The sequence below is a fragment of the Halomonas sp. genome (assembly GCF_014859505.1).
GTDB lineage: Bacteria > Pseudomonadota > Gammaproteobacteria > Pseudomonadales > Halomonadaceae > Halomonas.
Genome location: NZ_JACUUD010000019.1, coordinates 1 through 25,972, shown reverse-complemented (window position 1 = coordinate 25,972; position 25,972 = coordinate 1). Strand labels below are relative to the sequence as shown.

22 protein-coding genes are annotated in these 25,972 nt (G+C 69.8%); 15 read left to right on the top strand and 7 right to left on the bottom strand.

Annotation, left to right across the window (positions count from 1 at the left end; all coding sequences use genetic code 11):
* Window positions 1-25 precede the first annotated feature (25 nt).
* From IBX53_RS04685 to IBX53_RS04665, 5 genes are all read left to right on the top strand, one after another.
* Entirely contained in the window at window positions 26-724 is a 699-nt protein-coding gene (locus IBX53_RS04685; RefSeq protein WP_290906070.1) for an extensin family protein, read from the top strand.
* 76 nt (window positions 725-800) lie between these two features.
* Window positions 801-2,156 carry an MFS transporter gene (locus tag IBX53_RS04680; RefSeq protein WP_290906067.1) on the top strand — a complete coding sequence of 452 codons (1,356 nt, stop codon included), beginning with the start codon at window positions 801-803 and terminating at the stop codon, window positions 2,154-2,156.
* Between the two features lie 72 nt (window positions 2,157-2,228).
* Window positions 2,229-2,750, top strand: coding sequence for a TIGR02281 family clan AA aspartic protease (locus tag IBX53_RS04675; protein ID WP_290906064.1), 522 nt, complete (start codon window positions 2,229-2,231; stop codon window positions 2,748-2,750).
* 8 nt (window positions 2,751-2,758) lie between these two features.
* Window positions 2,759-3,787, top strand: a complete 1,029-nt coding sequence (locus IBX53_RS04670; protein ID WP_290906060.1) for a YihY/virulence factor BrkB family protein — start codon at window positions 2,759-2,761, stop codon at window positions 3,785-3,787.
* Window positions 3,784-4,827, top strand: a complete 1,044-nt coding sequence (locus IBX53_RS04665) for a nitronate monooxygenase (RefSeq protein WP_290906057.1) — start codon at window positions 3,784-3,786, stop codon at window positions 4,825-4,827. Before IBX53_RS04670 ends, IBX53_RS04665 begins: the two co-directional genes overlap by 4 nt.
* A gap of 23 nt (window positions 4,828-4,850) precedes the next feature.
* Here the strand turns inward: IBX53_RS04665 and IBX53_RS04660 are convergent, their stop codons facing one another.
* Window positions 4,851-5,426, bottom strand: a complete 576-nt coding sequence (locus IBX53_RS04660; RefSeq protein WP_290906054.1) for a glutamate synthase-related protein — start codon at window positions 5,424-5,426, stop codon at window positions 4,851-4,853.
* Entirely contained in the window at window positions 5,423-6,487 is a 1,065-nt protein-coding gene (locus IBX53_RS04655) for an FMN-binding glutamate synthase family protein (RefSeq protein WP_290906051.1), read from the bottom strand. The genes IBX53_RS04660 and IBX53_RS04655 overlap by 4 nt, the downstream gene beginning before the upstream one ends.
* 147 nt (window positions 6,488-6,634) lie before the next feature.
* Between IBX53_RS04655 and IBX53_RS04650 the strand changes: the two genes are divergently transcribed.
* From IBX53_RS04650 to IBX53_RS04635, 4 genes are all read left to right on the top strand, one after another.
* On the top strand, window positions 6,635-8,371 hold the full coding sequence (locus IBX53_RS04650) for a VRR-NUC domain-containing protein (protein WP_290906048.1): 1,737 nt from the start codon (window positions 6,635-6,637) through the stop codon (window positions 8,369-8,371).
* Window positions 8,372-8,376: 5 nt separating this feature from the next.
* Entirely contained in the window at window positions 8,377-10,746 is a 2,370-nt protein-coding gene (locus IBX53_RS04645; protein ID WP_290906120.1) for an ATP-dependent DNA helicase, read from the top strand.
* 27 nt (window positions 10,747-10,773) lie between these two features.
* A complete protein-coding gene (locus tag IBX53_RS04640; RefSeq protein ID WP_290906045.1) occupies window positions 10,774-11,439 on the top strand; it encodes a cupin domain-containing protein in 666 nt (221 codons plus the stop codon).
* 133 nt (window positions 11,440-11,572) lie between these two features.
* Window positions 11,573-11,752 (top strand): PLDc N-terminal domain-containing protein, encoded by a 180-nt coding sequence (locus tag IBX53_RS04635; protein WP_290906042.1) that lies wholly within the window; start codon window positions 11,573-11,575, stop codon window positions 11,750-11,752.
* A gap of 94 nt (window positions 11,753-11,846) precedes the next feature.
* Here the strand turns inward: IBX53_RS04635 and IBX53_RS04630 are convergent, their stop codons facing one another.
* Window positions 11,847-13,103: a ribonucleotide-diphosphate reductase subunit beta gene (locus IBX53_RS04630; protein ID WP_290906039.1), complete on the bottom strand. Its 1,257-nt coding sequence runs from the start codon at window positions 13,101-13,103 to the stop codon at window positions 11,847-11,849.
* Window positions 13,104-13,183: 80 nt separating this feature from the next.
* A complete protein-coding gene (locus IBX53_RS04625) occupies window positions 13,184-16,084 on the bottom strand; it encodes a ribonucleoside-diphosphate reductase subunit alpha (protein ID WP_290906035.1) in 2,901 nt (966 codons plus the stop codon).
* 335 nt (window positions 16,085-16,419) lie between these two features.
* Between IBX53_RS04625 and IBX53_RS04620 the strand changes: the two genes are divergently transcribed.
* The gene (locus tag IBX53_RS04620; RefSeq protein ID WP_290906033.1) at window positions 16,420-17,133 is read left to right on the top strand and encodes a winged helix-turn-helix domain-containing protein; all 714 of its coding nucleotides are present in this window, start codon (window positions 16,420-16,422) and stop codon (window positions 17,131-17,133) included.
* A 3-nt stretch (window positions 17,134-17,136) separates the two neighbouring features.
* On the top strand, window positions 17,137-18,744 hold the full coding sequence (locus tag IBX53_RS04615) for an ATP-binding protein (protein ID WP_290906031.1): 1,608 nt from the start codon (window positions 17,137-17,139) through the stop codon (window positions 18,742-18,744).
* Here the strand turns inward: IBX53_RS04615 and IBX53_RS04610 are convergent.
* Complete coding sequence (locus IBX53_RS04610; protein WP_290906029.1) at window positions 18,741-19,655, bottom strand: LysR family transcriptional regulator; 915 nt, start codon at window positions 19,653-19,655, stop codon at window positions 18,741-18,743. The two genes, IBX53_RS04615 and IBX53_RS04610, sit on opposite strands and share 4 nt — an antisense overlap.
* Before the next feature lie 104 nt (window positions 19,656-19,759).
* Between IBX53_RS04610 and metE the strand changes: the two genes are divergently transcribed.
* From metE to IBX53_RS04595, 3 genes are all read left to right on the top strand, one after another.
* Window positions 19,760-22,057 (top strand): 5-methyltetrahydropteroyltriglutamate--homocysteine S-methyltransferase, encoded by a 2,298-nt coding sequence (gene metE, locus IBX53_RS04605; protein ID WP_290906027.1) that lies wholly within the window; start codon window positions 19,760-19,762, stop codon window positions 22,055-22,057.
* A 108-nt stretch (window positions 22,058-22,165) separates the two neighbouring features.
* Window positions 22,166-22,876, top strand: coding sequence for a COG3650 family protein (locus IBX53_RS04600; protein ID WP_290906025.1), 711 nt, complete (start codon window positions 22,166-22,168; stop codon window positions 22,874-22,876).
* 113 nt (window positions 22,877-22,989) lie between these two features.
* Entirely contained in the window at window positions 22,990-23,598 is a 609-nt protein-coding gene (locus IBX53_RS04595; RefSeq protein WP_290906023.1) for an FMN-dependent NADH-azoreductase, read from the top strand.
* 85 nt (window positions 23,599-23,683) lie between these two features.
* On the opposite strand, the gene IBX53_RS04590 is transcribed toward IBX53_RS04595, so the two are convergent.
* Window positions 23,684-24,751 carry a metal-dependent hydrolase gene (locus tag IBX53_RS04590; protein WP_290906021.1) on the bottom strand — a complete coding sequence of 356 codons (1,068 nt, stop codon included), beginning with the start codon at window positions 24,749-24,751 and terminating at the stop codon, window positions 23,684-23,686.
* 61 nt (window positions 24,752-24,812) lie between these two features.
* Window positions 24,813-25,349 carry a DNA-3-methyladenine glycosylase I gene (locus tag IBX53_RS04585; protein ID WP_290906019.1) on the bottom strand — a complete coding sequence of 179 codons (537 nt, stop codon included), beginning with the start codon at window positions 25,347-25,349 and terminating at the stop codon, window positions 24,813-24,815.
* Window positions 25,350-25,452: 103 nt separating this feature from the next.
* Here IBX53_RS04585 and IBX53_RS04580 point away from each other — a divergent pair, with 103 nt between their 5' ends.
* Window positions 25,453-25,902: a DUF411 domain-containing protein gene (locus IBX53_RS04580; protein ID WP_290906017.1), complete on the top strand. Its 450-nt coding sequence runs from the start codon at window positions 25,453-25,455 to the stop codon at window positions 25,900-25,902.
* Window positions 25,903-25,972: the final 70 nt, after the last annotated feature.

Sequence of the window (25,972 nt, the reverse complement as noted above, 5' to 3'; positions counted from 1 at the left end):
CGACCCGATCCAGGAGGTCACGGCGATGCGTGGGCTGCTGATCCTGCTGCTGCTGGCCGGCGCCCTGGCGCTGGCCTGGTGGCAGTTCGAGGCGCAGATTCCCCGCCACTGGCACCCCGCCGAGCCGCTCCACGTCGATGACCCCCTGACGCCGGTGACGAAGTGGAAGCTGCGCCGCCTGGCCGACGACCGCGAGGGGTGCCTGGCGGCCCTGGCCACGGTGCCGGAGGGCGAACTGCGCATGACGCCGCTGGCGGACCATGAACCCGTGGCCGGCTGCCCGCTGGCCAACGTGGTCCGCCTCGAGGCCAGCGGCGTCGACTTCAATGCGAGCTTCGTGGCGAGCTGCCCGCTGGCGCTGGCCTGGACGCTCTTCGAGCGGCAGCGCCTGCAGCCCGCCGCCGAGGCGGTGCTGGGCAGCCGGGTGGCGAGGGTGGAGCACCTGGGCAGCTTCGCCTGCCGCAACGTCTACGGGCGGGAGGAGGGGAGGCCCAGCGAGCACGCCACCGCCGAGGCGCTGGACGTGGCCGCCTTCCACCTGGCCGACGGGCGCGAGATCCGCCTGCTCGATCACTGGGACGACGAGGGCGAGAGGGGCGAGTTCCTGCGCGAGGCCAGGGACGGCGCCTGCGACCTCTTCGGCAACGTGCTGGGGCCGGACTACAACCCGGCCCACGCCGACCACTTCCATTTCGGCATGCGCGGCTTCCGGCTCTGCCGCTGAGCGCTCGGCGGGTCGAGATGGTGCGCCTCTGGCCCATGCTGCTAGGCTTGCCGTCTCGACCCGCAAGGACAGCCCCATGCCTCCCCTGACCAGCGTCACACCGCCGCGGACCCGCGCCTCGCGCAAGGAGATCCTCGGCTGGGCGATGTTCGACTTCGCCAACCAGGCCTACACCCTGCTGATCATCACCGTGGTGTTCGGCGAGCTGTTCACCACGGTGATCGTCGGCGACCGCGGCGACGGTTACCGGCTGGCCAACTTCCTGTGGAGCCTGGCGCTGGCGGTGAGCTACCTGCTGGTGGTGGTCACCGGCCCCCTGTGCGGGGCGGTGATGGACTACCAGGCCTCCAAGAAGCGCTTCCTGTTCGTGAGCTACCTGGCCACCGTGGCCACTACCGCCATGCTCTACTTTGTGGCGCCGGGCTACGTGGTGCTGGGCCTGCTGCTGATCGTGGTCTCCAACTACGCCTACTCCATGGGGGAGTCCTTCATCGCCGCCTTCCTGCCCGACCTGGGGCCGCCGGAGGATCTCGGCAAGATCTCCGGCTTCGGCTGGGCCCTGGGCTATGTGGGCGGGCTCTTCGCCGCGGGCTTCACCCTGGTGGCGCTGGGCGAGGCCACCACGGAGAACTTCGAGCGCATCCGCTGGGTGGGGCCCTTCGCGGCGGCCTTCTTCCTGGTCACCGCCATCCCCACCTTCCTGTGGGTGAAGGAGCGCGGCACTCCCCAGCCGCCGGGCAAGCCCTATCGGGAGATCGCCTGGGAGCGGGTCTCTACCACCCTGCACGAGCTGAGACGCTTTCGGGATCTCGGCATCTTTCTGGTCTCGCTGCTCTTCTCCATGGCCGGGGTCTACATCATCATCGCCTTCGCCTTCATCTACGGCGCCCAGGTGATCGGCTGGGACGAGTCGATCCGCAACCTGATGTTCATCATCGTGCAGATCACCGCGGCGGCCGGGGCACTCGGCTTCGGCTTCCTCCAGGACCGCATCGGCACCAAGGTCACCTACCTCTTCACCCTGGGGCTCTGGGTGGCGGCGATCGTCGCCATCTGGGCGACCCCGGAGGTCACTGCCTTCCTCAATGTGCGCTTCGCCCTCGACTGGGAGGCCCAGCACCTGTTCCTCTTCGTCGGCTGCCTGGCGGGGCTCTCGCTGGGCTCCAGCCAGTCGGCCAGCCGCGCCCTGGTGGGGCTCTTCTCGCCGACCCGCAAGGCCGCCGAGTTCTTCGGCTTCTGGGGCCTGGCCAACAAGCTGGCCGGGGTCTTCGGCATCGTGGCACTCGGCCTGCTGCAGACGGTGGTGGGCCTGCAGGCCTCGATCCTGCTTTGCGCCGCGCTCTTCATCGTCGCCATCCTGATCTGCCTGGGCGTCGACCAGACCCGGGGCCAGCGGGCGGCAGCGGAGTGGGAGGCGCGTAACGGCCGCTGAGGGGCAGGGGAATCTGGTCGGTATCGGGAGGTCCAACTTCGCTATGGGTATACATAGGCAGAGGGGTAGGCCATGACAGACAACAGGGCGGTGCGGCGTACCGGACTCGGCATGATGCTGTTGTTCTGGATGCTGTTCATCGGCGCCGGGACCTGGTGGTTCCACGGCTACCTCGAGAACCAGCGCAATCCCAATGCCCACCTGGTCAATGCCGTGGAGGGCGAGAGCTCGGTGGTGCTGGAGCGCAACCGGGCCGGGCACTTCCTGGCCACCGGGCGAATCAACGGCGAGCCGGTGGAGTTCCTGCTCGATACCGGGGCCACCTACGTGGCCGTCTCGTCGGGGCTGGCCGACCGGCTGGGGCTGGAGGCCACCGGCAGCGCCTGGTTCAATACGGCCAACGGCCGGGTGCGCGGTGATCTCACCACCCTCGACGAGGTAAGCCTCGGCGGCTTCGCGGCGCGGGAGGTGCGCGGCTCCATCAGCCCCGGCATGGAGGGCGACGTGGCGCTGCTCGGCATGAGCTTTCTCAACCGCTTCGATATCGAGATCCGCGACGCCCGCATGGTTCTCCATCCCGCCCGAGCGAACTGAGGCACCCCATGGCACCACCGAGCCGCGGACGCCGCGCCGAAAAGCCCAGCCAGATTCCCGGCCGCGGCTGGCTCGACATCCTCTGGCGCGTCAAGGAGCAGCTGGCCGATGACCGCGTCGGCCTGCTCTCCGCCGGCATCGCCTTCTATGCCCTGCTTTCGGTGTTTCCCGCCATCGCGGCGGTCATCTCCCTGTGGGCCCTGGTGCTCGACCCCCAGGACATGGCACGCCAGATCGCCGAGCTGGCCCGCGTCGTGCCACCCGAAGCGGCCGGGCTGATCGAGGAGCAGGCCCGCGAGATCGGCGACAACACCCCCACCGGCCTCAGCCTCACCGCCTTCGGCAGCCTGGCGGTGGCCCTGTTTGCGGCCTCCAAGGGGGTGCGCGGGCTGATCATCGCCCTCAACCTGGTCTACGGCGAGGAGGAGCGGCGCGGTCCGCTGGGCCGCCTGCTGGTGGTGGCCGCCCTGACCCTGGGGATGATCGCCCTGACCCTGGTGACCATCGTCGTCGTGGCCCTCTTTCCCCTGGCCAGCGGCCAGCTCGGCCTGACGGGGGCCCCGGCCATGCTGGTCGGCCTGGCGCGCTGGTCGGCGCTGCTGCTGGTGATGATGGCGGTGATCGCGATGCTCTACCGCTTCGCCCCCTACCGCAGCTCGCCACGCTGGGAGTGGGTCAGCGTGGGCACCGTCACCGCCACCCTGCTGTGGATTCTGGGCTCCGCCGGCCTCTCGCTCTACGTGGGGCGCATGGCCACCCTGAGCCAGCTCTACGGGTCGCTGGGGGCCGTGGTGGTGCTGATGCTGTGGTTCTGGCTATCGGCCTTCGTCGTCTTGCTGGGGGCCGAGATCAACGGTGAAATGGAGCGCCAGACCCGCCGCGACACCACCGTCGGCGAGCCCCGGCCGCTCGGCGAGCGCGGCGCCTTCGTGGCCGATACCCTGGGGCTCCGCCGGCCCTGGCGCCGCGACGCCGAGCCCGACGACCCACCCGACGTTCCACAAGACGCTCCACAAGATCCGGGAGAGCCCCGATGAGCCTGACCCACACCCTTGGCATCACGCTGCCGATCCTCCAGGCCCCCATGGCCGGCGCCCAGGGCAGCGAGCTGGCCATTGCCGTGGCAAAGGCGGGCGGGCTGGGGGCGCTGCCCTGCGCCATGCTGTCGCCGTCGGCCATGGCCGAGGAGCTCGGCGCCATCCGGGCCGCCACCGAGGCCCCCATCAACGTCAACTTCTTCTGCCATGCGTCCCCTGCGCCGGACCCCACCGCCCGGGCGCGCTGGCATGAGGCGCTCGCCCCCTACTACGCCGAGTTCGACCTCGACATCGGCGCCGTGCCCGAGGGCCCCGGGCGGCGCCCCTTCGATCACGAGGCCTGCGATGCCATCGCGCCCTTCCGCCCCGAGGTGGTGAGCTTCCACTTCGGGCTGCCCGAGGCCGCGCTGCTTGCGCGGGTCAAGGCGTGGGGCGCCACGGTGCTCGCCTCGGCCACCACGGTGGAGGAGGCCCGGTGGCTCGCGGCCCACGGCGCCGATGCCATCATCGTCCAGGGGCTGGAGGCGGGCGGCCACCGCGGCATGTTCCTGACCGATGAGCCCACCACTCAGATGGGCACCTTCGCGCTGCTGCCCCAGGTGCGCGAGGCCGTCGACCTGCCGCTGATCGCCGCCGGCGGTATCGCCGATGCCCGCGGCGTGGCGGCGGCCCGGGCGCTGGGGGCCGAGGCGGTGCAGGTGGGCACCGCCTTCCTGTGCTGCCCCGAGTCGACCGTCTCGGCGATCCACCGCCGGGCGCTGATGAGCGAGGCGGCCAGCCACACGGCGCTGACCAACCTCTACAGCGGCCGCCCGGCCCGGGGCATCGTCACCCGCCTGATGCGCGAGCAGGGGCCGATGAGCGGCGTCGCCCCCGCCTTTCCTCTGGCCACCGGCGCCATCGGCCCGCTGCGCGCCGCTGCCGAGGCCGCCGGCAGCGGCGACTTCTCCCCGCTGTGGGCAGGCCAGAACGCCAGCCGCTGCCGCGAGGTGCCCGCCGCCGAGGTGGTGGCCGCGCTGGCTCGAGGTCTGGTGCCCTGAAGTGGCCGTCGGTCCTGACGGAGTCAGGACCGATAGCGCAGGTCGATGATCTGCGCGGGCGCCTGGAAGCTATCGCTGCGGCTTTCCTGCCAGAAGCGCTGGAACAGCGGCTGTTCGGGAAGGTGGTGCAGCAGCTCGCCCTGGGCCAGCACAGGGTACAGCTCGGCATAGGAACGGGTCTCGTGGCGCGATACGCGGCGCATGATGTGCTCGGGGCGAAGGTCGGCAGGGCGCTCCAGCCCCGCGGCGGACAGCATCTCGACCAGCGCCTCCAGGGTGTTGCGATGATAGTGGTAGACCCGCTCGCTCTTGTCGGCCACGTCCAGGTGTCGGCTGCGGCGAGGGTCCTGGGTCGCCACGCCGCTGGGGCAGCGGTCGGAGTGGCAGTTCATGGCCTGGATGCAGCCCAGCGAGAACATGAAACCGCGCCCCGAGTTGCACCAGTCTGCGCCCAGCGCCAGGGTGCGGGCGATATGAAAGGCCGAGATGATCTTGCCGGCGGCGCCGAGGCGAATGCGATGGCGCAGGTTGGCACCCACCAGGGTGCTGTGCACCAGGGACAGGGCCTCCACCATCGGCATCCCCAGACGATTGATCAACTCCAGCGGGGAGGCGCCGGTGCCCCCTTCACCACCGTCCACCACGATGAAGTCGGGTGGATGCCGCTCTCCAGCATCGCCTTGACAATGCCGAACCACTCCCAGGGATGGCCGATGGCCAGCTTGATGCCCACCGGCTTGTCGTCGGCGAGTTCCCGCAGGTGCTCGATGAAGTGCATCATCTCCAGCGGCGTGGAGAAGGCCATGTGGCTTGCCGGCGATATCACGTCCTGGCCGATGGGAACGCCTCGCGCGGCGGCGATCTCAGCGGTCACCTTGGCTGCGGGCAAGATGCCGCCGTGGCCGGGTTTGGCGCCCTGGGAGAGCTTGATCTCGATCATCTTGACCTCGGGGCGGGCGGCATTCTCGGCGAACGTGTTCGGGTCGAAATTGCCCCCGAGGTCGCGACAGCCGAAGTAGCCTGAGCCGATCTCCCACACCAGGTCGCCGCCCTGCAGGTGGTGACCCGAAATACCGCCCTCGCCGGTATCGTGATAGAAGCCGCCGCGTCGAGCCCCGCGGTTGAGGGCCTCGATGGCATTGCCGGAGAGGGCACCGAAGCTCATGGCCGAGATGTTGAGCAGGCTGACCCGATAGGGCTGGCGGCGCTCGCTGCCGACCAGTACCGTGATGGCATCATGACCCGGTTCTGACGGCGCCAACGAAGGATTGATCCATTCGTAGCCCTCTGCATACATGTCCATCACGGATCCGAAGGGCTTCTTGTCGAGGATGTTCTTGGCACGCTGGTAGACGGCACTGCGCTGTTCGCGGGAAAAGGGCCGCTCCTCGGTATCCGACTGCACGAAATACTGACGAATCTCGGGGCCGATCCCCTCCATGCAGTAGCGAAGGTGCGCGAGGATGGGATAGTTGCGGCGCAGGGTCCGGGAGCGCTGCCTGAGATCCCAGGTTCCCAGAGCCACCAGCGCGGCAAACAGCAGGACGGGCCACAAGGGTGCGCCCATCGCCCAGGCGGGCAGGCTTGCCCCCAGCCCCAGCAGGCTTGCGATGTAGGCACCATAGCGCAGCGGTATGGGCCAGTTAGCAGGACTTGCCATGGGTACTCCTGATAGCTCGGTATCCGGGAACATTGAACAAGAAGGTGCCGGGATTGGGTCGGCAGGCGTGTCGATTCCTTACCCCGACTTGCCCCATTCGCATGGTGAAGGACTGCCTTTGTCCTGGTCCGCTGATATCATGGATAGATGACCAGTAGCTCTCCCGCCGCCTCCCTCGCGGATCCTTTCTACTACCTGGTGAACTTCCAGTTCGTGCTGGACTGGGTCGCCGAACGCCACGGCGACCTGCTCGGCGACGAGGAGCGGGCGTTCCTGGCCGACTTTGCCGCGCTGCCGCGGGCCTCCCGGGCGCTGCTGGTGCGCATGGTGATGCGCCGGGGCGAGCACTTTCGCACCTCGAAGCTCGTCTATCCGGAGATCGACGCCGAGAACAGTGCCGACAGCGAGGACAGTGCCGAGACCGGCGACGGCGAGGCGGCCCTGGCGCCGCTGTTGGCCGCCGGCCTGGTCGAGGGCGATCCCGCCCTCTCCCTTGAGACCCTCTTCGCCCAGCTTCGCTTGCCCGAGCTGCGCCTGGCCCTGGCCGGGGAGATCCGCGCCGCCGGGCTTTCGGCCTCGCTGGGCAAGGCCGCCCTGCTCGAGGCCCTGGCGCCTCGGGGCCTCGAGGCGCGTCCGCTGGCCGCATGGTGGCCGGCGGCCCCGGATCGGGTGGTGCGCCTGACGGTGATGGCCACCTGCGACCGGCTGCGGCTGATGTTCTTCGGCAACCTGCGCCAGGACTGGTCCGACTTCGTGCTCGCGGAGCTCGGGGTGCAGCGCTTCGAGCGGGTGCCCTTCAGCGCCGAGTCCCGGGCCTTCCAGCGCCGCGAGGAGGTGGACGCCTACCTGGCGCTGCACCGGCTGCGCGACCGGCTCGATGCCGGGGAGCCGGTGGCGACGCTGGCCGATGCCCTGCCTCCGATACCGTCGGACAACCCCTGGCTTTCGGCGCGGCGCCGGCGCCTCGAACTGGCCCTGGGCCGCCAGGCCGAGCGAGACGGGGAGGGCGAGCGGGCGCTTGGGCTCTACCGCCAGGCGGGCTGGCCGGCGGGTTCCGGCAGCGCGGAGGCGCGCATTCGCCACCTGCGCCTGCGGGAGCGCCGGGGGGAGCATGCCGAGGCCCATGCGCTGGCCGAGGCCCTGGCCGGCGAGTCGCCGGGGGAGGCGGAGGCCCAGGCCCTCACGCGGCTGCTTCCCCGCCTGCGGCGCCGGCTGGGGCTGGCGCCGCTGCCCCGGGAGGCGGCGCCTGCCCCTGAGCGCCTCGAGCTCTGCCTACCGCTCTCACCCAGCGTCGAGCGCGCAGTGGGCGAGCACCTGCAGCGCGACGACGCCCCGGTGGCCTACGTGGAGAACACCCTGCTCACCGGGCTCTTCGGCCTGCTCTGCTGGGAGGCGCTCTTCGCGCCCCTGCCCGGTGCCTTCTTTCACCCCTTCCACAGCGGCCCGGCGGACCTCTACCGGGAGGAGTTCGTGGCGCGCCGCCGCGAGCGCTTCGATGCCTGCCTGGCGCGCCTCGACGACGGCCGCTACCGCCAGGCGATCCTCGCCACCTGGCGGGAGAAGCAGGGGCTCGCCAACCCCTTCGTGCACTGGGGGGCGCTCGACGAGGCGCTGCTTTCGCTTTCGCTCGACTGCCTGCCGCCCGAGCACCTGCGCGCCTGCTTCGCGCGCCTGCTGGGGGATCTCAAGGCCAACCGCGCCGGCCTGCCGGACCTGATCCAGTTCTTCCCCGAGGCGGCCGAGGGGGAGTCGCCGTATCGGCTGATCGAGGTCAAGGGCCCCGGTGACCGCCTGCAGGACAACCAGCGCCGCTGGCTCGCCTTCTTCCGCGAGCAGGGCATCCCCGTCGCGGTCTGCCATGTGCGCTGGGTGCAGCCCGCATGAGCGAGATGCGACGCCTGCGGGTGGCGGTGCGCACCCTGTGCGACTTCACCGCCCGGGAAGGGGACCTGGACCACCGCTTCACCCCCGCGCCCAGCGCCGAGGAGGGCATCGCCGGCCACGCCGAGATCGCTCGCCGTCGCGGCGAGGGCTACGAGCGCGAGGTGGCGCTCGCAGGCGTGGTCGAGGGGCTCGAGGTGCGCGGGCGCGCCGATGGCTATGACCCGGCCGCCCACTGCCTGGAGGAGGTGAAGACCCACCGCGGCGATCTTTCGCGCATGGCCGACAACCAGCGCGCCCTGCACTGGGCCCAGGTCAGGGCCTACGGGGCGCTGCTCTGCGCTGAGCGGGGCCTGGCCGAGATCACCCTGGCGCTGGTCTACCTGGAGGTGGGTAGCGGCCGCGAGACCCGCCTCGAGCAGCGCTTCGAGGCCGCCGAGCTGGCCACCTTCCTCGCCTCGCTGTGCCGACGCTATCGTGCCTGGGCCGAGCAAGAGGCGGAGCATCGCGCGCGGCGGGATGCTGCCTTGGAGAGGCTCGCCTTCCCTCACGCCGACTTCCGCCCCGGGCAGCGGGCGCTGGCCGAGGGGGTCTACAAGGCCGCGGCCACCGGCCGCTGCCTGCTGGCCCAGGCCCCCACCGGCATTGGCAAGACGCTCGGCACCCTCTTTCCCCAGCTGGCGGCGATGCCCCGCCACGGCCTCGACCGGTTGATGTTCCTGACCATGAAGACCCCGGGGCGGGCTCTGGCGCTGGATGCGCTGCGCCAGCTGGGGGCCAGGCCTGCGCCCGGTACGGTGGGCGAGCAGGGCGGTGGCCCCTCGGCGGAAACTCCCGAGAGACTGCCGCTGCGGGTGCTGGAGCTCACCGCCCGGGAGAAGGCCTGCGAGTACCCCGGCCGGGCCTGCCACGGCGAGGCCTGCCCGCTGGCGGCGGGCTTCTACGACCGCCTGCCGGCGGCGCGCCAGGCGGCCGTGGCGCGCGGCTGGCTGGACCGCGAGGCGCTGCGTGGGGTGGCCCGCGAGCACGGCGTCTGCCCCTACTACCTGGGCCAGGAGCTGGCGCGCTGGTGCGATGTGGTGGTGGGGGACGTCAACCACTGGTTCGACGCCAGTGCGCTGCTCCACGGCCTGGCGGTGGCCAACCGCTGGCGGGTGGGCCTGCTGGTGGACGAGGCCCACAACCTGGTGGAGCGGGCCCGGGGCATGTACAGCGCCGAGCTCGACCAGCGCCGTCTCGCCCGGCTGCGCCGCAGCGTGCCGCCGGCGCTCTCCCGGCCGCTGGCGCGGCTGGCCCGCCAGTGGCAGGGCCTGGTGAAGGAGGCGGGGCTCGCCGAGGTCGGCGAGACGGGGCGGCCGGCCTACCGGGTGCTCGATGCCCTGCCGTCGGCCATGGTGGGCGCCCTGCAGGGGGCGGCCAGCGCCATCACCGACTACCTGGGCGAGCACCCCGAGGGGGCCAGCCCCGAGCTCCAGGAGCTGCTCTTCGAGGCGCTGGCCTTCATCCGCCTGGCGGAGTCCTTCGGCGACCACTCGCTGTGCGACCTGGCCCGTCACGGCCGCGGCCGGGCGGTGCTGGGCCTGCGCAACCTGGTGCCGGCGGACTTCCTTGCCCCGCGCTTTCAGGCGGCACACGCCGCGGTGCTTTTCTCGGCGACCCTGGCCCCGCCCGGCTACCATCGCGACCTGCTGGGGCTGCCGGTGGAAACGGTCTGGCAGTCGGTGGCCTCGCCCTTCGCCGCGGGGCAGCTCGAGGTGCGCATCCGCGCCGATATCTCCACCCGGCTGCGGGATCGCGAGGCCTCGCTGTCGCCCATCGTCGCCGAACTGGCCGGCCAGTACCGCCGCCGCTCCGGCAACTATCTGGCCTTCTTCAGCAGCTTCGCCTACCTGGAGCGGGCGCGGGCGGCCTTCGCCGAGGCGCACCCGACGATTCCCACCTGGACCCAGGTGCGAGGGATGGGGGAGCCCGAGCGCGACGCCTTCCTGGCGCGCTTCACGCCGGAGGGGCAGGGCATCGGCTTCGCCGTGCTGGGGGGCGCCTTCGCCGAGGGGGTCGACCTGCCGGGGGAGCGGCTGATCGGCGCCTTCGTCGCCACCCTGGGGCTGCCGCCCTTCGACGACTTCAACGAGGCCTTGAAGGCGCGGCTCCAGGCGCGCTTCGGCCGCGGCGACGACTACGCCTACCGGGTGCCGGGGCTGATCAAGGTGGTGCAGGCCGCCGGCCGGGTGATCCGCGGCCCCGGGGATCGCGGCACCGTGGTGCTGATGGACGACCGCTTCGCCCGGCGCGAGGTGCGCGCCCGGCTGCCGGAGTGGTGGCAGCTACCGGGAACGCCAGGCGGCTCCGGCGGTCCGACCCACACGAAACGGCCCTGACGCGGGCCCCAGACAGGAGAAAGTGCCATGCGACTCAATGCCGACTTCGACCAGCGGGTGGTGGTCACCCCCGAGGACTACCGCTGGGTCGACTCGCCCATGGCGGGGGTCGAGCGGATGATGCTCGACCGCATCGGCGAGGAGGTGGCCCGCGCCACCTCTCTGGTGCGCTATGCACCCGACAGCACCTTTCCGTCCCATGAGCATGGCGGCGGCGAGGAGATCCTCGTGCTGGAGGGGGAGTTCGCCGACGAGCACGGCCGCTACCCGGCGGGCAGCTACCTGCGCAACCCCATCGGCACTGCCCATGCTCCCCGGGTGGGCGAGCAGGGCGCCACCCTCTTCGTCAAGCTGCACCAGTTCTCGCCCGAGGACACCGAGCAGAAGGTGATCGATACCCGCTCGGCCGAGTGGCGCCCGGGGCTGGTGGAAGGGCTCGAGGTGCTGCCCCTGCATGACGTCGAGGGTGAGCACGTGGCGCTGGTGCGCTGGGCGCCCAATACTCGTTTCCAGCCCCACGCCCACTGGGGCGGCGAGGAGATCCTGGTGCTGGAGGGTGTCTTCCACGACGAGCACGGGGCCTATCCCGCCGGCAGCTGGCTGCGCAGCCCCCATCGCAGCCAGCACACGCCCTTCACGGGCGAGGAGGGCGCACTGATCTACGTGAAGGTGGGCCACCTGCTCCCCGACTGACAGGGGATGGTTACCGCCGCTGACAAATCGCTACCGGCCGCGATTGTCCGTTTCGCTGCCGCTGTGCTACCTCTATAGGCGGCATTTCGAGAAACGGCACTGCGCCGACAGGAAATGGACAAGGAGACGTCGAATGGGAATCGAAGTAGGTGGCCTGCTGGGCCTGATCTGGCTGATCATCGTGATATGGGCCGTCGTCAAGGTGGCCAAGAGCTCGGCTGGTGGCCTCGCCAAGCTGCTGTGGATCCTGGTGCTGCTGTTCTTCCCGCTGGTGGGGCTGATCATCTGGTTCCTGATAGGACCCAAGGGATAGCCGGGTTGCCGGCATGAGACAATACGGGCCGCCTTCGGGCGGCCCTTTTGCTTCATATCGGCATGTCACGGCCGGGCATGTCAAAGCCAGTGGCTCAATCCCAGCTCAGCGCGCCGCCCACTTGGTACTCGGTGACGCGGGTCTCGAAGAAGTTCTTCTCCTTGCGCAGGTCGATGATCTCGCTCATCCAGGGGAAGGGGTTCTGGGCGCCGGGGTACTGCTCCTTCAGGCCGATCTGGGCCAGACGGCGGTTGCAGATGAAATGGAGGTACTCCTCCATGATCGCCGCGTTCATGCCCAGCACGCCACGGGGCATGGTGTCCCGGGCGTAGGCGATCTCGAGCTCGGTGCCCTCGAGGATCATCTGGGTGACCTCGTCCTGGAACTCGGGGGTCCACAGGTGCGGGTTCTCGATCTTGATCTGGTTGATCATGTCCACGCCGAAGTTCAGGTGCATGGATTCGTCGCGCAGGATGTACTGGAACTGCTCGGCGACGCCGGTCATCTTATTGCGCCGACCCATGGAGAGAATCTGGCTGAAGCCGCAGTAGAAGAAGATCCCTTCAGTCACGCAGTAGAAGGCCACCAGGTTGCGCAGCAGCTCCTGGTCGGTCTCGGGCGTGCCGGTGTTGAAGTCCGGGCGCGCCAGGGACTGGGTGTGCTTGAGGCTCCAGGCGGACTTGGCGGCCACCGAGGGCACCTCGCGGTACATGTTGAAGACTTCGCCTTCATCCATGCCCAGCGATTCGACACAGTACTGATAGGCGTGGGTGTGGATCGCCTCCTCGAAGGCCTGGCGCAGCAGGTACTGGCGGCACTCGGGGTTGGTGATCAGCCGATAGAGCGCCAGCACCAGGTTGTTGGCCACCAGCGAATCGGCGGTGGAGAAGTACCCCAGACTGCGCTCGACGATGCGCCGTTCGTCCGCGGTCAGGCCGTCCTGGCTCTTCCACAGGGCGATGTCGGCGTTCATGTTCACTTCCTGGGGCATCCAGTGGTTGGCGCTGCCGTCCAGGTACTTCTGCCAGGCCCACTCGTACTTGAAGGGCACCAACTGGTTCAGGTCGGCGCGGGCATTGATCATCTGCTTGTCGTCGACCTGTATGCGCGCCGCGCCCATCTCCAGCTCCTCGAGGCCGGCGGCCACGTCAAGCTCCTCCAGGGACTTGCGGGCCCGGGCCAGGCGGTCACCCTCGGCCACCCGGTAGCTGCCGCGGCTCTCGGTCACGGCCTCGGGCCGGACCTCCTCCTGCGGAGCCTCCGGCTTGGCAGTCGGGGCCGGTGTGGCCTTGGCGGCCGTCGCCTCGGCGACGGATGTCTCGTCCTCGTGGAATTCGTCCCAGTTCAGCATCTGTCTCTCTCCCGGTCAGGTTCCGGCTACATTCGGTGTTGACGAAGAGGGAGGCTGACGCCCTCCCTCTTGCTTGGCGCTTACTGGCAGGCTTCGCAGCCCAGGTCGTCGATCTCGGCGGCCGAGGGCGCCCGTGAGCCTGCGCCCGCCCGGCCGGTGAGGAAGTCCTCCACGCCGCGGGGTTCGGTAGCCTTCGGCGCCGGTTCGGCGGCCGCCGGCTGGCCCGGTGCGGCATTGCTCACCGCGTTGAGATTGCCGCGCTCCACCGTGGACTTCTCCACCGCGGTGGCGCCCAGGGCGCGCAGGTAGTAGGTGGTCTTGAGGCCGCGGAACCAGGCCATGCGGTAGGTCACGTCGAGCTTCTTGCCGGAGACCCCCTTGATGTAGAGGTTCAGCGACTGCGCCTGGTCGATCCACTTCTGGCGGCGTGCCGCGGCCTCCACCAGCCATTTCGGCTCCACCTCGAAGGCGGTGGCGTACTTGGCCTTGAGATCCGCCGGGATGCGTTCGATGGGCTGGGCGGAGCCGTCGTAGTACTTGAGGTCGTTGATCATCACCTCATCCCACAGGCCGCGGGCCTTGAGGTCGTTGACCATGTAGGCGTTGACCACGGTGAACTCGCCGGAGAGGTTCGATTTCACGTAGAGGTTCTGGTAGGTCGGCTCGATGGACTGGGTCACGCCGCAGATGTTGGAGATGGTCGCGGTCGGGGCGATGGCCATCACGTTGGAGTTGCGCATGCCCTGCCGGGCGATCTTGTCGCGCAGGCGGCCCCAGTCCTGGGTGGTGCTCTCGTCGAGCTCGATGTACTTCTCGCCGCGCTCCTGCTTGAGCTTGCCGATGGAGTCGATGGGCAGCACGCCCTGGCTCCACAGCGACCCCTCGAAGCTCTCGTAGCGGCCGCGCTCGGTGGCGAGGTCACTGGAGGCCTCGATGGCGTGGTAGCTCACCAGCTCCATGGAGCGGTCGGCGAAGGTGACGGCGGCATCAGAGGCGTAGGCGATGTCCAGGGCATAGAGGGCGTCCTGGAAGCCCATGATGCCGAGCCCCACCGGGCGGTGGCGGAAGTTGGAGCGCGACGCCTGGGGCACCGCGTAGTAGTTGATGTCGATGACGTTGTCGAGCATGCGCACGGCGGTGCGCACGGTCCGCTTCAGCTTCTCGCCGTCGAAGACACCGTCCACCACGTGCTGGGCCAGGTTCACCGAGCCCAGGTTGCACACCGCGATCTCGTCGGCGGAGGTGTTCAGGGTGATCTCGGTGCACAGGTTGGAGGAGTGCACCACGCCGGCATGCTGCTGGGGACTTCTCAGGTTGCAGGGGTCCTTGAAGGTGATCCAGGGGTGGCCGGTCTCGAACAGCATCGAGAGCATCCGGCGCCACAGGTCCTTGGCGCGTACCCGCTTGAAGAGCGAAAGCTCGCCGGTGCGGGTCATCGCCTCGTACGCCTCGTAGCGCTGCTCGAAGGCGGCACCGTAGAGGTCGTGGAGGTCCGGGCAGGTGGAGGGCGAGAACAGCGTCCACTCCTTGTCGTCGAAGACCCGCTTCATGAACAGGTCCGGGACCCAGTTGGCGGTGTTCATGTCGTGGGTGCGGCGGCGGTCGTCGCCGGTGTTCTTGCGCAGCTCCAGGAACTCCTCGATGTCCAGGTGCCAGGTCTCCAGGTAGGCGCAGACGGCTCCCTTGCGCTTGCCGCCCTGGTTGACCGCCACCGCGGTGTCATTGACCACCTTGAGGAAGGGCACCACGCCCTGGCTCTTGCCGTTGGTTCCCTTGATCCAGGCGCCCAGCGCGCGAACCGGCGTCCAGTCGTTGCCGAGGCCGCCGGCCCACTTGGAGAGCAGCGCGTTGTCGCGGATGGCGCTGTAGATGCCGTCGAGCTCGTCGGGCACGGTGGTGAGGTAGCAGCTGGAGAGCTGGCTGCGCACGGTGCCGGCGTTGAACAGGGTCGGGGTGGAGGCCATGTAGTCGAAGCGGGAGAGCAGCTCGTAGAACTCGATGGCCCGCGCCTCGCGGTCGTCCTCGTTGAGCGCCAGGCCCATGGCGACGCGCATGAACATCACCTGGGGCAGCTCGTAGCGCACGTCATCGCGGTGGATGAAGTAGCGGTCGTAGAGGGTCTGCAGCCCCAGGTAGGTGAAGGCGTTGTCGCGGGTGTGGTCCAGCGCCTCGCCCAGGCGCTCCAGGTCGAACTCGGCCAGCCGCGGGTCGAGCTGTTCGAATTCGATGCCGCGTGCGATATAGGCCTGGAAGGCGGGCCGGTAGAGCTCGGCCATCTCCTGATAGGTCGCCTCCTCGGCGATCCCCAGGAAGGCCAGCGCCTCGCGGCGCAGGTTGTCCTGCAGCAGGCGGGCGGTGACGTAGGTGTAGTCGGGGTCCTTCTCCACCAGGGTGCGCGCGGTCATCATCAGCGCCTGGGAGACACCGTCGACGGTGACGCCGTCGTAGAGGTTCTTGAGCGACTCGTCGACGATGCGGCCGGGGTCGACGCTGGCCAGCCCCTCGCAGGCGTCGTGCACCAGGGTCTCGATGCGGCCCAGGTCGAGGGGGCGAGTGGTGCCGTCGGCCAGGGTCACGCTTAGGGTGGGGTGGGGCCTGGCGATGTCGCCCCCGGAGGCGGCGCGGGCCCGGGCGTGGGCCTCCCGGTAGAGTACATAGGCCCGGGCCACCTTCTGCTCGCCGGCGCGCATCAGCGCCAGCTCGACCTGATCCTGGATGTCCTCGATATGCAGGGTGCCGCCGTCGGGCAGGCGGCGCAGGAAGGCCCGGGCAATGGCCTCGCTGGCGTCACGCACGAAGTCGCGCACCCGGGAGGAGGCGTCGGCGTTGTCGCCCTCCACGGCCAGGAACGCCTTGCGCATGGCCACGGCGATCTTGCCGGCATCGAAGGGCACCACGTCGCCGGTGCGCTTGATGACGCGCAGGGTCTGCGGGGCGGTGACGGTGACGGACGGCGCGTCCGGAGAGGTCGTGGATGACATGTCGTGGAGTCCCTGTCAGGTGATCGAGAGGCGGCGCTGGAAACGGTCAGGAGCGCCTGTGAAGGGGCCGCGGCGGCGGGGGTCTTCACAGGATGTAGTGTTGCGTCTCGCATGAAGGCACAAGATAGTGTGTGTTCCGGCAGGCTTCAAGTGGATAACCCTATGGACGGTTTGTGATCTTCCTGGGGAGCCACTGCACCTTCCGGCGCTTCGCCGCCGTCGCTGCATGGAGACAGGCAGGCGCGCCGGTGGATTTCGGGTATCCTTTAGCCAATGGCGGTACGGCCTCAGCCCCCGCCTTCCCGATCACCTGCCCGTCAGGATGGAACTTGAGGATGGACGAGAGCTTGTACCCCGGGGAACAGGATCATGTGCTGATCATCGAGGATGATGAACGCCTGGCCGACCTGACCCGCGATTACCTTCAGGCCAACGGCTTCCGCGTCACCCTGGAGGCCGACGGTGCCCGGGGCGTGGAGCGGATCCTGGCGTTGCAGCCGGACCTGGTGATACTCGACCTGATGCTGCCCGGCGAGGATGGCCTGTCGATCTGCCGGCGCGTGCGCGGCGACTATCCGGGGCCGATCCTGATGCTCACCGCACGCACCGACGACATGGATCAGGTGCTGGGCCTGGAGATGGGCGCCGACGACTATGTGCCCAAGCCGGTGCAGCCCCGGGTGCTGCTGGCGCGGATGCGGGCGCTGCTGCGTCGTGCCGAGAGCGCGGAGGCCGCGGCGGAACCGCGGCTCACCTTCGGGAACCTGGAGATCGACAGCGCCACCCGCGAGGCGTGGCTGGACCGCGAGCGCATCGACCTCACCAGCGCCGAGTTCGACCTGCTGTGGCTGCTGGCCAGCAACGCCGGCCGGGTGCTGACCCGCGAGGAAATCTTCTCCCAGCTGCGCGGCATCAAGTACGACGGTCAGGACCGTTCCATCGACGTGCGGGTGTCGCGCATCCGTCCCAAGATCGGCGATGACCCCAACCAGCCGCACCGCATCAAGACGGTGCGCAGCAAGGGCTACCTCTTCGTCAGGGAGAGCTGATCCATGCTGCGGGGCCTGGGCGACAGCACCTTCCTGCGCGTCTACGTGCTGCTGGCGCTTGCCCTGCTGCTGACCTTCGGCCTCGCCCTGGTGGGCGTGGCCATGGTTGACCAGGTGCGCCGCGAGCACCATCGCGAGCACCTCGCCGAGGTTCCCATGCGGCTGCTCGCCCAGCGTCTGGAGGCCCTGCCGGCCGATTCCCATGGCGACTGGCTCGAGGCCCAGGCTCGCCGTCTCGACCTGACCCCCTCCGTGCTGCCCGTCCATTCCGCTTCCCTGAGCTACTTCACCCGCCTGCGCCTCGAGCGCGGCAAGGTGCTGGTGCAGGTGCGCGAGGGCAGCGGCTGGCGGCTGCAGAAGCTGCTGCCCGGCGGCGAGAACCTGCTGCAGGTGGACCTCTCCAGCCTCAGCGAGCAGCAGCTACGCGGACTCACCGAACTGCTCGGGGAGTGGCTCACCGAGAGCCCGCCTGGCGAGCGTCGCGCTCGGCTTTCGCGGGTGGCCGGGGGCAGCATCCCGGTCGAGCTTGGCGATGCCCCGCCGGCGGGGCTGGACCCCTACCAGCTCGGCCGCCTGGGCGACGGCGAGGTGGTGATCCGGCTCTTCCCCGGGCGCTGGGCCATGGCGATGTACCTGGCGCTGCCCGGCGGCGGCGAGGCCAGCTGGATGACCATCGGGCCGGTGGAGGCCTTCGAGCCGGTCCCGGGCTCGCTGCAACTGCTGGTGGTGCTCATCCTGCTGGCGGTGCTGGGGGCGACCATCTACCTGATCGTGCGTGGCGTCGAGGCGCGCATGGCAAGGCTGGAGCTGGCGGCCACGCGCATCGCCGCCGGCCGGCTCGATACCCGGGTCAAGGTGGAGAGCGGCGACTTCCTTGGCCGGCTGGGCATGGCCTTCAACGGCATGGCCGCCCAGGTGCAGGCGCTGCTGCGGGCCCAGCAGGACATGATCCGGGCGGTCTCCCACGAGTTGCGCACGCCGGTGGCACGCATCCGCTTCGCCGTGCAGATGGTCGATGACATGACCGACGATCCGGCGATCCGTCGCCAGCTGCAGGGCATCGATGGTGACATCGAGGAGCTGGACGGCCTGGTCGACGAGATCCTCACCTATGCCCGCCTGGGTAGCGACGCGGTCAACGGTCGCGAGATGCAGGCCAGCCTGGTGGGGTGTCGGGCCATGGTGGAGCGGGTGGTTGCGGCGCTGGCGCCGCTGCACGGCCACCTGACCATCGCGCTCGCCGAGGGGCCCGAGGTGGAGGCGCTGGCCGAAGCGCGCTACCTGCAGCGGGCGGTGCAGAACCTGGTGGCCAACGCCTGCCGCCACGCCCGCACCCGGGTGATGATCCGCGTGGAGGCAGAGCCCCGACTGTTGCGAATCGACGTGGAAGACGATGGCCCCGGGGTGCCGGCCGGCGAGCGGCAGTTGATCTTCAAGCCCTTCGCACGGCTGGATGACAGCCGCACACGCAGCTCGGGTGGCTATGGGCTGGGGCTCTCCATCGTGCAGAAGGTGATGATCTGGCACGGCGGCAGCGTGGCGGTGGATGAGAGCCCCGAGCTCGGCGGTGCCCGCTTCACCCTGCTGCTGCCACAACGCCCCGGCGCCTAGGCCGGCTTGATCCCCTCCAGCACCGCGAAGGAGGTCTCCCGGGCGGTGCGCAGGAAGTCCTCCATCCACGGGGCCTGGCGGGTCTCCTCGCGGATCGCCGCGAACAGCGTGCTCCACACCCCCTTTTCGCCCAGCGCTACCGCCTTCACGTAGTCGCGCTCCAGATATTCGGTCAGGGCCCAGTTGGGCAGCGCGCTGACCCCGCGTCCGCTGGCCACCAGCTGCATCATCATGATGGTCAGCTCAGCGGTGCGTATCTCCCTGGGGCGCACGCCGGCCGGGTCCAGGAACTGGGTGAAGACATCCAGCCGCGAGTGCTCCACCGGGTAGGTGATCAGGGTCTCCTCGGCCAGCGCCTCGGGGGTCACGAATGCCTTGCCGGCCAGGCGATGCTGTCGGGCCACCGCCAGCAGCCCCTCGTAACGGAACAGGGGCTCGTAATGGATGCCCGGCAGGGGCTGGGGGTCGGCGGTGATCACCAGGTCGAGCTGCTCCCTGGCCAGGGCCGGCAGCGGGTCGAAGTGGTGGCCGCCGGGGATGTCGATCTCCACCTCAGGCCAGTGGTCGCGGAAATGGTCGACGGTGGGCATCAGCCACTGGAAACAGCTGTGGCACTCGATGGCCATGTGCAGCCGACCCTGTTCGTTGCCGGCCAGCCGCGCCAGATCACGCTCGGCCATGCGCACCAGCGGCAGTACCTGTTCGGCCAGGGTCAGTAGCCGCTGGCCGGCGCGGGTGAACTCCACCGGCCGGGTCTTGCGCACGAACAGCGGGTTGTCGAGGCGCTCCTCCAGGTCCTTGATCTGGTGGGAGAGGGCGGACTGGGTCAGGTGGACCCGCTCGGCCGCCTCGACGAGGGAGCCGGCGTCGCGCAGTGCGACCAGGGTGCGGAGGTGTCGCAGTTCGAGCATGCCGAGTGAGCCATTTTCATTTTCAAGATTAGGAAGTTTAGTTTGATTCACCCTGCGTGGCCAGCCAGACTTTGCTGGATTATTCATCCATGGAGGGTATTTCAATGATTACTTCTCATGTTATCGGCTATCCGCGCATCGGCGCCGACCGCGAACTCAAGCGCGCGGTGGAGGCCTACTGGCAGGGCGAGCTCGATCGCGAGGGGCTGGAGCGGGCAGGGCGCGAGCTGCGCGCCCGCCACTGGGCCGAGCAGCGCGAGGCGGGACTCGACCTGGTCACGGTGGGCGACTTCGCCTTCTACGACCAGGTGCTGGACCTCTCGGTGGCCCTTGGGGCCGTGCCGGCACGCTTCGGCGCCGAGGCCGAGCTGGCCGCCGGCGAGGTGGACCTGGACACGGCCTTCCGCATGGCCCGCGGCCGGGCGCCCAGCGGCGAGCCCGCCGCCGCCTGCGAGATGACCAAGTACTTCGATACCAACTACCACTACCTGGTGCCCGAGCTCCACGCCGGCCAGTCCTTCCGCCTCGCCAGCTCGCGCCTCTTCGAGCAGGTGGCCGAGGCCCAGGCGCTGGGCCACGCGGTGAAGGTGACCCTGCTTGGCCCCCTGACCTGGCTGTGGCTGGGCAAGGCCCGCGATGCGGGGCTCGACCGCCTGAGCCTGCTCGAGGCCCTGCTGCCGGTCTACGGCGAGCTGCTGGCGCGCCTCGCCGAGCAGGGGGTGGAGTGGGTGCAGCTCGAGGAGCCGGCGCTGGTGCAGGACCTGCCCCGTGAGTGGCAGCAGGCCTATGAGGCCGCCTACAGCGTGCTCGGCCGGGCCCCGGTGAAGCTGCTGCTGGCCAGCTACTTCGGCGGCCTCGGCGACAACCTGGGCCTCGCCGTGAGCCTGCCGGTGGCGGGGCTGCACATCGATGCCGTGCGCGCCCCCGAGCAGCTCGCGGCGGTGCTCGACCGGCTGCCCGCCTACAAGGTGCTCTCGGTGGGCGCCATCGATGGGCGCAACGTCTGGCGGGCCGACCTGGCGCTGCTGCGCGAACGCCTGGCCCAGGCGCGCATGCGCCTCGGCAGGCGGCTGTGGATCGCCCCCTCCTGTTCGCTGCTGCATGTCCCGGTGGATCTCGACCGCGAGACCGAGCTCGACCCCGAGCTCAGGAGCTGGCTGGCCTTCGCCCGCCAGAAGCTCGACGAGACGGTGACCCTGGCGCGCCTGCTCGATGGCCGCGCCAGCGAGGTCGACCGCCAGCGCCTGGAGGCCGCTACCCTCGCCCTGCAGGTCAGGCGCGACTCGCCGCGCATCCACCGCCCCGAGGTGGCCGACCGGCTGGCGGGCGTCGAACCGGCGGACCTCGAGCGCGCGAGCCCCTATCCGCAGCGCGCCCGGGCCCAGCGCCAGGCGCTGGACCTGCCGCTCTTCCCCACCACCACCATCGGCTCCTTCCCGCAGACCGACGCCATCCGCGCCGCGCGCCGCGCCTTCAGGGCCGGTGAGCTCGCCGGGGAGGCCTACGAGGCGCGCATGGAGGAGGAGATCGCCCATGCCGTGGCGCGCCAGGAGGCGCTCGGCCTCGACATGCCGGTGCACGGCGAGCCGGAACGCAACGACATGGTGGAGTACTTCGGCGAGCAGCTCGACGGCTACGCCTTCACCCGCTTCGGCTGGGTCCAGAGCTACGGCTCGCGCTGCGTGAAGCCGCCGGTGATCGTCGGCGACGTCAGCCGTCCGGGCCCGATGACGGTGCGCTGGAGCCGGTACGCCCAGTCGCTCACCGACAGGCCCATGAAGGGGATGCTCACCGGCCCCGTCACCATGCTGCAGTGGGCCTTCGTGCGCGACGACCAGCCCCGCGAGACCACCTGCCGCCAGATCGCCCTGGCCTTGCGCGACGAGGTGGCCGACCTGGAGGCGGCCGGTATCCGCGCCATCCAGATCGACGAGCCGGCGCTGCGCGAGGGGCTGCCGCTGCGCCGGAGCGAATGGCCGGGCTATCTGGCCTGGGCGGTGGAGGGGTTCCGGCTGACCGCGGCCGGGGTGCGCGACGAGACCCAGATCCACACCCACATGTGCTATTCGGAGTTCAACGACATCATCGAGTCGATTGCCGCCCTGGATGCGGACGTCATCACCATCGAGACCTCGCGCTCGAACATGGAGCTGCTCGACGCCTTCCAGGACTTCGCCTATCCCAACGAGATCGGCCCCGGCGTCTACGACATCCACTCGCCCAATGTGCCCGAGGTGGACTGGATGGTGACGCTGATGGATAAGGCCGCCGAGCGCATCCCGCTGGAGCGTCTCTGGGTCAACCCCGACTGCGGCCTCAAGACCCGCCGCTGGGAGGAGGTGGAACCGGCGCTGGCCAATATGGTGGAGGCGGCACGCCAGTTGCGTCGACGCTTCGGTTGAGGGGAGCGCTGGAGCCCCGTCCCAGCGTTGAGCCAGCGGGAGCGGCCGCCGGCCCCGGCGGCTGCTATGCTCGGCGGATCACGGAACCTCGACCCGCAAGGAGATGCCATGTCCCGCCTTCTCGCTCCCGCCGCCCTCGGGGCGGCCCTGCTGCTGGGTGGCTGCGCCACTGCTACCGCTCCGGCGCCGATCACCTCCGGCAACCACGCGCCGCTGCTGCCCTCGGTGCTCTTCCCCGGTGGCGCCGAGAGCTTCACCGCCTGGCGCTGCACGCCCGACCAGGCCCTGGTCACCGCCGACCCGGAGGGGCCCGACAGTGAGCTGCGGCTGTGGTCGGCCCACGGCGCCTGGCGGCTTGCGCCTGCCGTGGTGGCCAGCGGCGCCCGCTACGAGCAGGGCGACGTCAGCTTCTGGAACAAGGGCTCCGAGGCCGTCGTGGAGACGCCCCGGGGCCGGCTCGAGTGCCAGGCCTACGTGCAGCGCCAGGCCCTGACCCGCCAGCAGCGGCCCGGGGTGATGTTCCAGGGGCGCGGCAACGAGCCGGGCTGGATGGTGCACCTGGCCCACGACCGGCCCGAGGCGACCCTGAGCCTGGACTACGGCACCCGGGAGCAGACGCTGCCCTATCGGGTGACTACCCTGGACAACGGCGCGGGGCGGGTGATCCTGCAGAGCGGCCGCGGTGACACCCCCTTCGAGCTGCGCATCGAGGCCGGCGCCTGCCTGGACGACATGAGCGGCGAGCCCTTCCCGGCGCGGGTCACCCTGACCGTGGACGGGGAGCAGTATAGGGGCTGCGGCCAGGGCATCGCCCCTTAATTTAAATTTTCGTTTTTATCGAACGGCGGGTGCGGTTTTTTGCGCTTTTTATGGCAAAAAATGCACCTATCATGGTGATCATCGTACCGATGACTGACATCCAGGAGGTCGCCATGACCACACGTACCCTCGTGATTACCACTTCCATCCTCGGCGAGAATGGCCAGTCCAAGGCTCTGGCCGAGCACTTCATCGCCCGGGCCCAGGGCCGCGACGGTGTCGAGGTGACCCATCGCGACCTGGTGGCCGAAGAGCTGCCCCACCTGGCCCTGGCCGAGCTCGGCAGCTGGCAGGTCGCCGAGGAGGAGCGCACCGCCGAGCAGCGCGAGCTGGCCGCCCGCTCCGATTCGCTGATCGAGGAGCTCCAGGCCCACGACGTGGTGGTACTGGCGGTGCCGATGTACAACTTCGGCATTCCGAGCCAGCTCAAGGCCTGGTTCGACCGCGTGATGCGCGCCGGGGTGACCTTCCGCTACACCGAGAACGGTCCCCAGGGCCTGGTGGAGGGCAAGCGTGCGATGATCCTGGCCGCCCGCGGTGGCCAGTATGCCGGCACCGAGATGGATACCCAGACCCCGCACCTCAAGCTGATGCTGGGCATGATCGGCATCAACGAGGTGGATACCGTCTTCGCCGAAGGGCTCAACATGGGCGAGGGCAAGCGGGACGCGGCGCTCAAGGAGGCCCGTCAGGCCATCGACGGCCTGGTCGCCCGCCTCTGAGGCAGCACGCGCTCGATAGCGCAAACAGCGACACGCAGCGGGGCGGCCATGGGGTCGCCCCGCTGCGTTGTGGGGCCTGCCCGCCTCAGCAGGTCTCCGGGGTCTCCAGTGCCCAGCCGGCGGCGACGAAGTCGCTGGTGCAGAGCGCCGGCTGCGGGGCCAGGATGCGCCCGGCCAGGCGCGAGAGCGCCTCGCGGTTGCCGCGAAGAGGGGCGTCGAGCTGCTCGGAGGTCGCCACCGGTTGCCAGCCATCTCCTTCGCGGGTGGCCAGCGTGAAGGCGAAGGGGTGAAAGCCGGGGAAGCCCAGCCGCAGGTCGGTCACCACCAGGGTCTCGTGCCCGTCGAGCTCGCGGGTCTCGTAGCGCAGGAAGGGGCCGGCGAACCAGTCCAGCCGCCGGCCACGCGGGCTTTCGAGTGCCACTTCCTCAAGGTCGGCTCCGCGGCGGTAGGTCTCCAGCAGCGGCGGGGTGTCGCCGTCCAGCACCCCCACCAGCAACTCGTGGTGCTCGTCGCCATCCACCACCGTGACGCGCCACAGCAGGGTGTTGAAGGGGGTGGGCTGGACCAGCCGCGGGGCCTCGGCAAGCCCCCGTTCGGCCAGCACCGGTTCCAGGCGATGCTCCACCAGCTGCTTGGCGCCGAAGGCGAACACCAGGTAGGCGGACGAGAGCGCCAGCCCCCAGGCGGGGCCGCGCCGCCCGTTGCCGGTGGCCAGCGCCACGCCGATGCCCACCAGCAGCGGCAGGGTGTAGAGCGGGTCGATGATGAAGACGACGGGGTAAGCCGCGGGCGGCGCGTCCAGCGGCCACAGCAGCTGGGTGCCGTAGGTGGTCAGGGCGTCAAGCAGCGGGTGGGTCAGCAGGCAGAGCCCGAAGAAGGCTCCCCACCGCGCCAGGGAGATATCCCGGGCCGGGGCGAAGCGGGCGGAGAGCAGCGTCAGCGCCGTGGCCAGCCCCGCCAGCACGAACAGCGAGTGGGAGAAGCCGCGGTGTTCGGTGACGTTGGCCACGGCATCGCCGTAGTCGATGACCACGTCGAGATCGGGGAGGGTGCCGAGCACGGCACCGATCAGCACCGCCTTGCGGCCCAGCCGGCGGCCGAGCACGGCACCGCCCACGGCGGCGCCCAGGGCGGCCTGGGTAATCGAATCCATCGGGAGGCGTTCCTCGCAGAGAGTGCCCGGCTATGATGCCACGGGCAGGGGCTGGGTTCCCTTACGTATCTGCCCAGCGCGGCCCGGCGGCGAGGATGCGCCCCTGCACCGGGCAGTCGTCGCGGTGGGCGCCGGGCAGGTAGCCGGTGCTCATCAGGAACTCGCCGGTGATCTCCGGCCCGGTGAAGCGGAAGGTGCGCCTGAAGAGCCGGACCCACTCCGCATGGGGCAGCGGATGGTGGTGGTCGAGCCAGGCGGCGAGGCTGCCGTACTCATCGCGAAGGGTCTGGACCACGCCGGCGTTGTGGATCACGGCCTCGACCTTCAGGCGGTTGCGGATGATGCCGGCGTCGGCCAGCAGGCGGGCGCGCTCGGCCTCGCCATAGGCGGCCACCCGGTCGATGGCGAAGCCCTCGAAGGCCTCCCGGAAGGCGGCGCGCTTCTTGAGCACGGTGAGCCAGGAGAGCCCTGCCTGGTTGATCTCCAGCGCCAGGCGCTCGAAGAGGGCCTGGTCCTCGGCCACCGGGAAGCCGTACTCGTGGTCGTGGTAGGGGCCGTGAAACGGATGGCCCGGGGCCAGGTCACAGTAGTGGCTCATGTTGAGGCTCCCCGTGGCGAGCTGACGTGATCCAGCCCCCTTGGCAAGGACCCCTTCGACGCCGACAATCGTGCCATTACCCTATCACCGCGGAGCGATTGTGATGAAGCGAATGACTCTCCCCCTGGCCACCGGCGCCCTGCTGGCACTGCTGGCCGCCCCCGCCCTGGCCGAGGGGCCCGTTGTCGAGATGTACCAGGACCCCAACTGCGGCTGCTGCGGTGCCTGGGCCGACCATCTGGAGGCCGAGGGCTTCACGGTGGAGCGCCACAAGACCCGCGAGATGCGTGCCATCAAGATCGAGCAGGGCCTCACCCCCGAGCTCGCTTCCTGCCACACCGCCATGGTCGACGGCTACGTGATCGAGGGCCACGTGCCGGCGGCGGACATTCACCGCCTGCTGGAGGAGCGCCCGGATGTGGCGGGGCTCTCCGTGCCGGGGATGCCTCACGGCTCGCCGGGCATGGAGACCGGGCGTTACGATGACTACCGGGTGCTGGGCTGGCACCGCGACGATCGCACGCCGGAGATCTTCAACGAGTACACTCACTGATCCAGAACGCCGTCAGCGACACCAATCAGGGGCGCTGGGGGCAAGCCTTGGAGGAGGTCCTACGCCAGGG

Excerpts from the sequence above, each read along its gene's own strand:
- IBX53_RS04685 (WP_290906070.1), top strand. The coding sequence starts at position 26 with ATGCGTGGGCTGCTGATCCTGCTGCTGCTGGCCGGCGCCCTGGCGCTG.
- IBX53_RS04680 (WP_290906067.1), top strand. The coding sequence starts at position 801 with ATGCCTCCCCTGACCAGCGTCACACCGCCGCGGACCCGCGCCTCGCGC.
- IBX53_RS04675 (WP_290906064.1), top strand. The coding sequence starts at position 2,229 with ATGACAGACAACAGGGCGGTGCGGCGTACCGGACTCGGCATGATGCTG.
- IBX53_RS04670 (WP_290906060.1), top strand. The coding sequence starts at position 2,759 with ATGGCACCACCGAGCCGCGGACGCCGCGCCGAAAAGCCCAGCCAGATT.
- IBX53_RS04665 (WP_290906057.1), top strand. The coding sequence starts at position 3,784 with ATGAGCCTGACCCACACCCTTGGCATCACGCTGCCGATCCTCCAGGCC.
- IBX53_RS04655 (WP_290906051.1), bottom strand. The coding sequence starts at position 6,487 with ATGGCAAGTCCTGCTAACTGGCCCATACCGCTGCGCTATGGTGCCTAC.
- IBX53_RS04650 (WP_290906048.1), top strand. The coding sequence starts at position 6,635 with ATGACCAGTAGCTCTCCCGCCGCCTCCCTCGCGGATCCTTTCTACTAC.
- IBX53_RS04645 (WP_290906120.1), top strand. The coding sequence starts at position 8,377 with ATGCGACGCCTGCGGGTGGCGGTGCGCACCCTGTGCGACTTCACCGCC.
- IBX53_RS04640 (WP_290906045.1), top strand. The coding sequence starts at position 10,774 with ATGCGACTCAATGCCGACTTCGACCAGCGGGTGGTGGTCACCCCCGAG.
- IBX53_RS04635 (WP_290906042.1), top strand. The coding sequence starts at position 11,573 with ATGGGAATCGAAGTAGGTGGCCTGCTGGGCCTGATCTGGCTGATCATC.
- IBX53_RS04630 (WP_290906039.1), bottom strand. The coding sequence starts at position 13,103 with ATGCTGAACTGGGACGAATTCCACGAGGACGAGACATCCGTCGCCGAG.
- IBX53_RS04625 (WP_290906035.1), bottom strand. The coding sequence starts at position 16,084 with ATGTCATCCACGACCTCTCCGGACGCGCCGTCCGTCACCGTCACCGCC.
- IBX53_RS04620 (WP_290906033.1), top strand. The coding sequence starts at position 16,420 with ATGGACGAGAGCTTGTACCCCGGGGAACAGGATCATGTGCTGATCATC.
- IBX53_RS04615 (WP_290906031.1), top strand. The coding sequence starts at position 17,137 with ATGCTGCGGGGCCTGGGCGACAGCACCTTCCTGCGCGTCTACGTGCTG.
- IBX53_RS04610 (WP_290906029.1), bottom strand. The coding sequence starts at position 19,655 with ATGCTCGAACTGCGACACCTCCGCACCCTGGTCGCACTGCGCGACGCC.
- metE (WP_290906027.1), top strand. The coding sequence starts at position 19,760 with ATGATTACTTCTCATGTTATCGGCTATCCGCGCATCGGCGCCGACCGC.
- IBX53_RS04600 (WP_290906025.1), top strand. The coding sequence starts at position 22,166 with ATGTCCCGCCTTCTCGCTCCCGCCGCCCTCGGGGCGGCCCTGCTGCTG.
- IBX53_RS04595 (WP_290906023.1), top strand. The coding sequence starts at position 22,990 with ATGACCACACGTACCCTCGTGATTACCACTTCCATCCTCGGCGAGAAT.
- IBX53_RS04590 (WP_290906021.1), bottom strand. The coding sequence starts at position 24,751 with ATGGATTCGATTACCCAGGCCGCCCTGGGCGCCGCCGTGGGCGGTGCC.
- IBX53_RS04585 (WP_290906019.1), bottom strand. The coding sequence starts at position 25,349 with ATGAGCCACTACTGTGACCTGGCCCCGGGCCATCCGTTTCACGGCCCC.
- IBX53_RS04580 (WP_290906017.1), top strand. The coding sequence starts at position 25,453 with ATGAAGCGAATGACTCTCCCCCTGGCCACCGGCGCCCTGCTGGCACTG.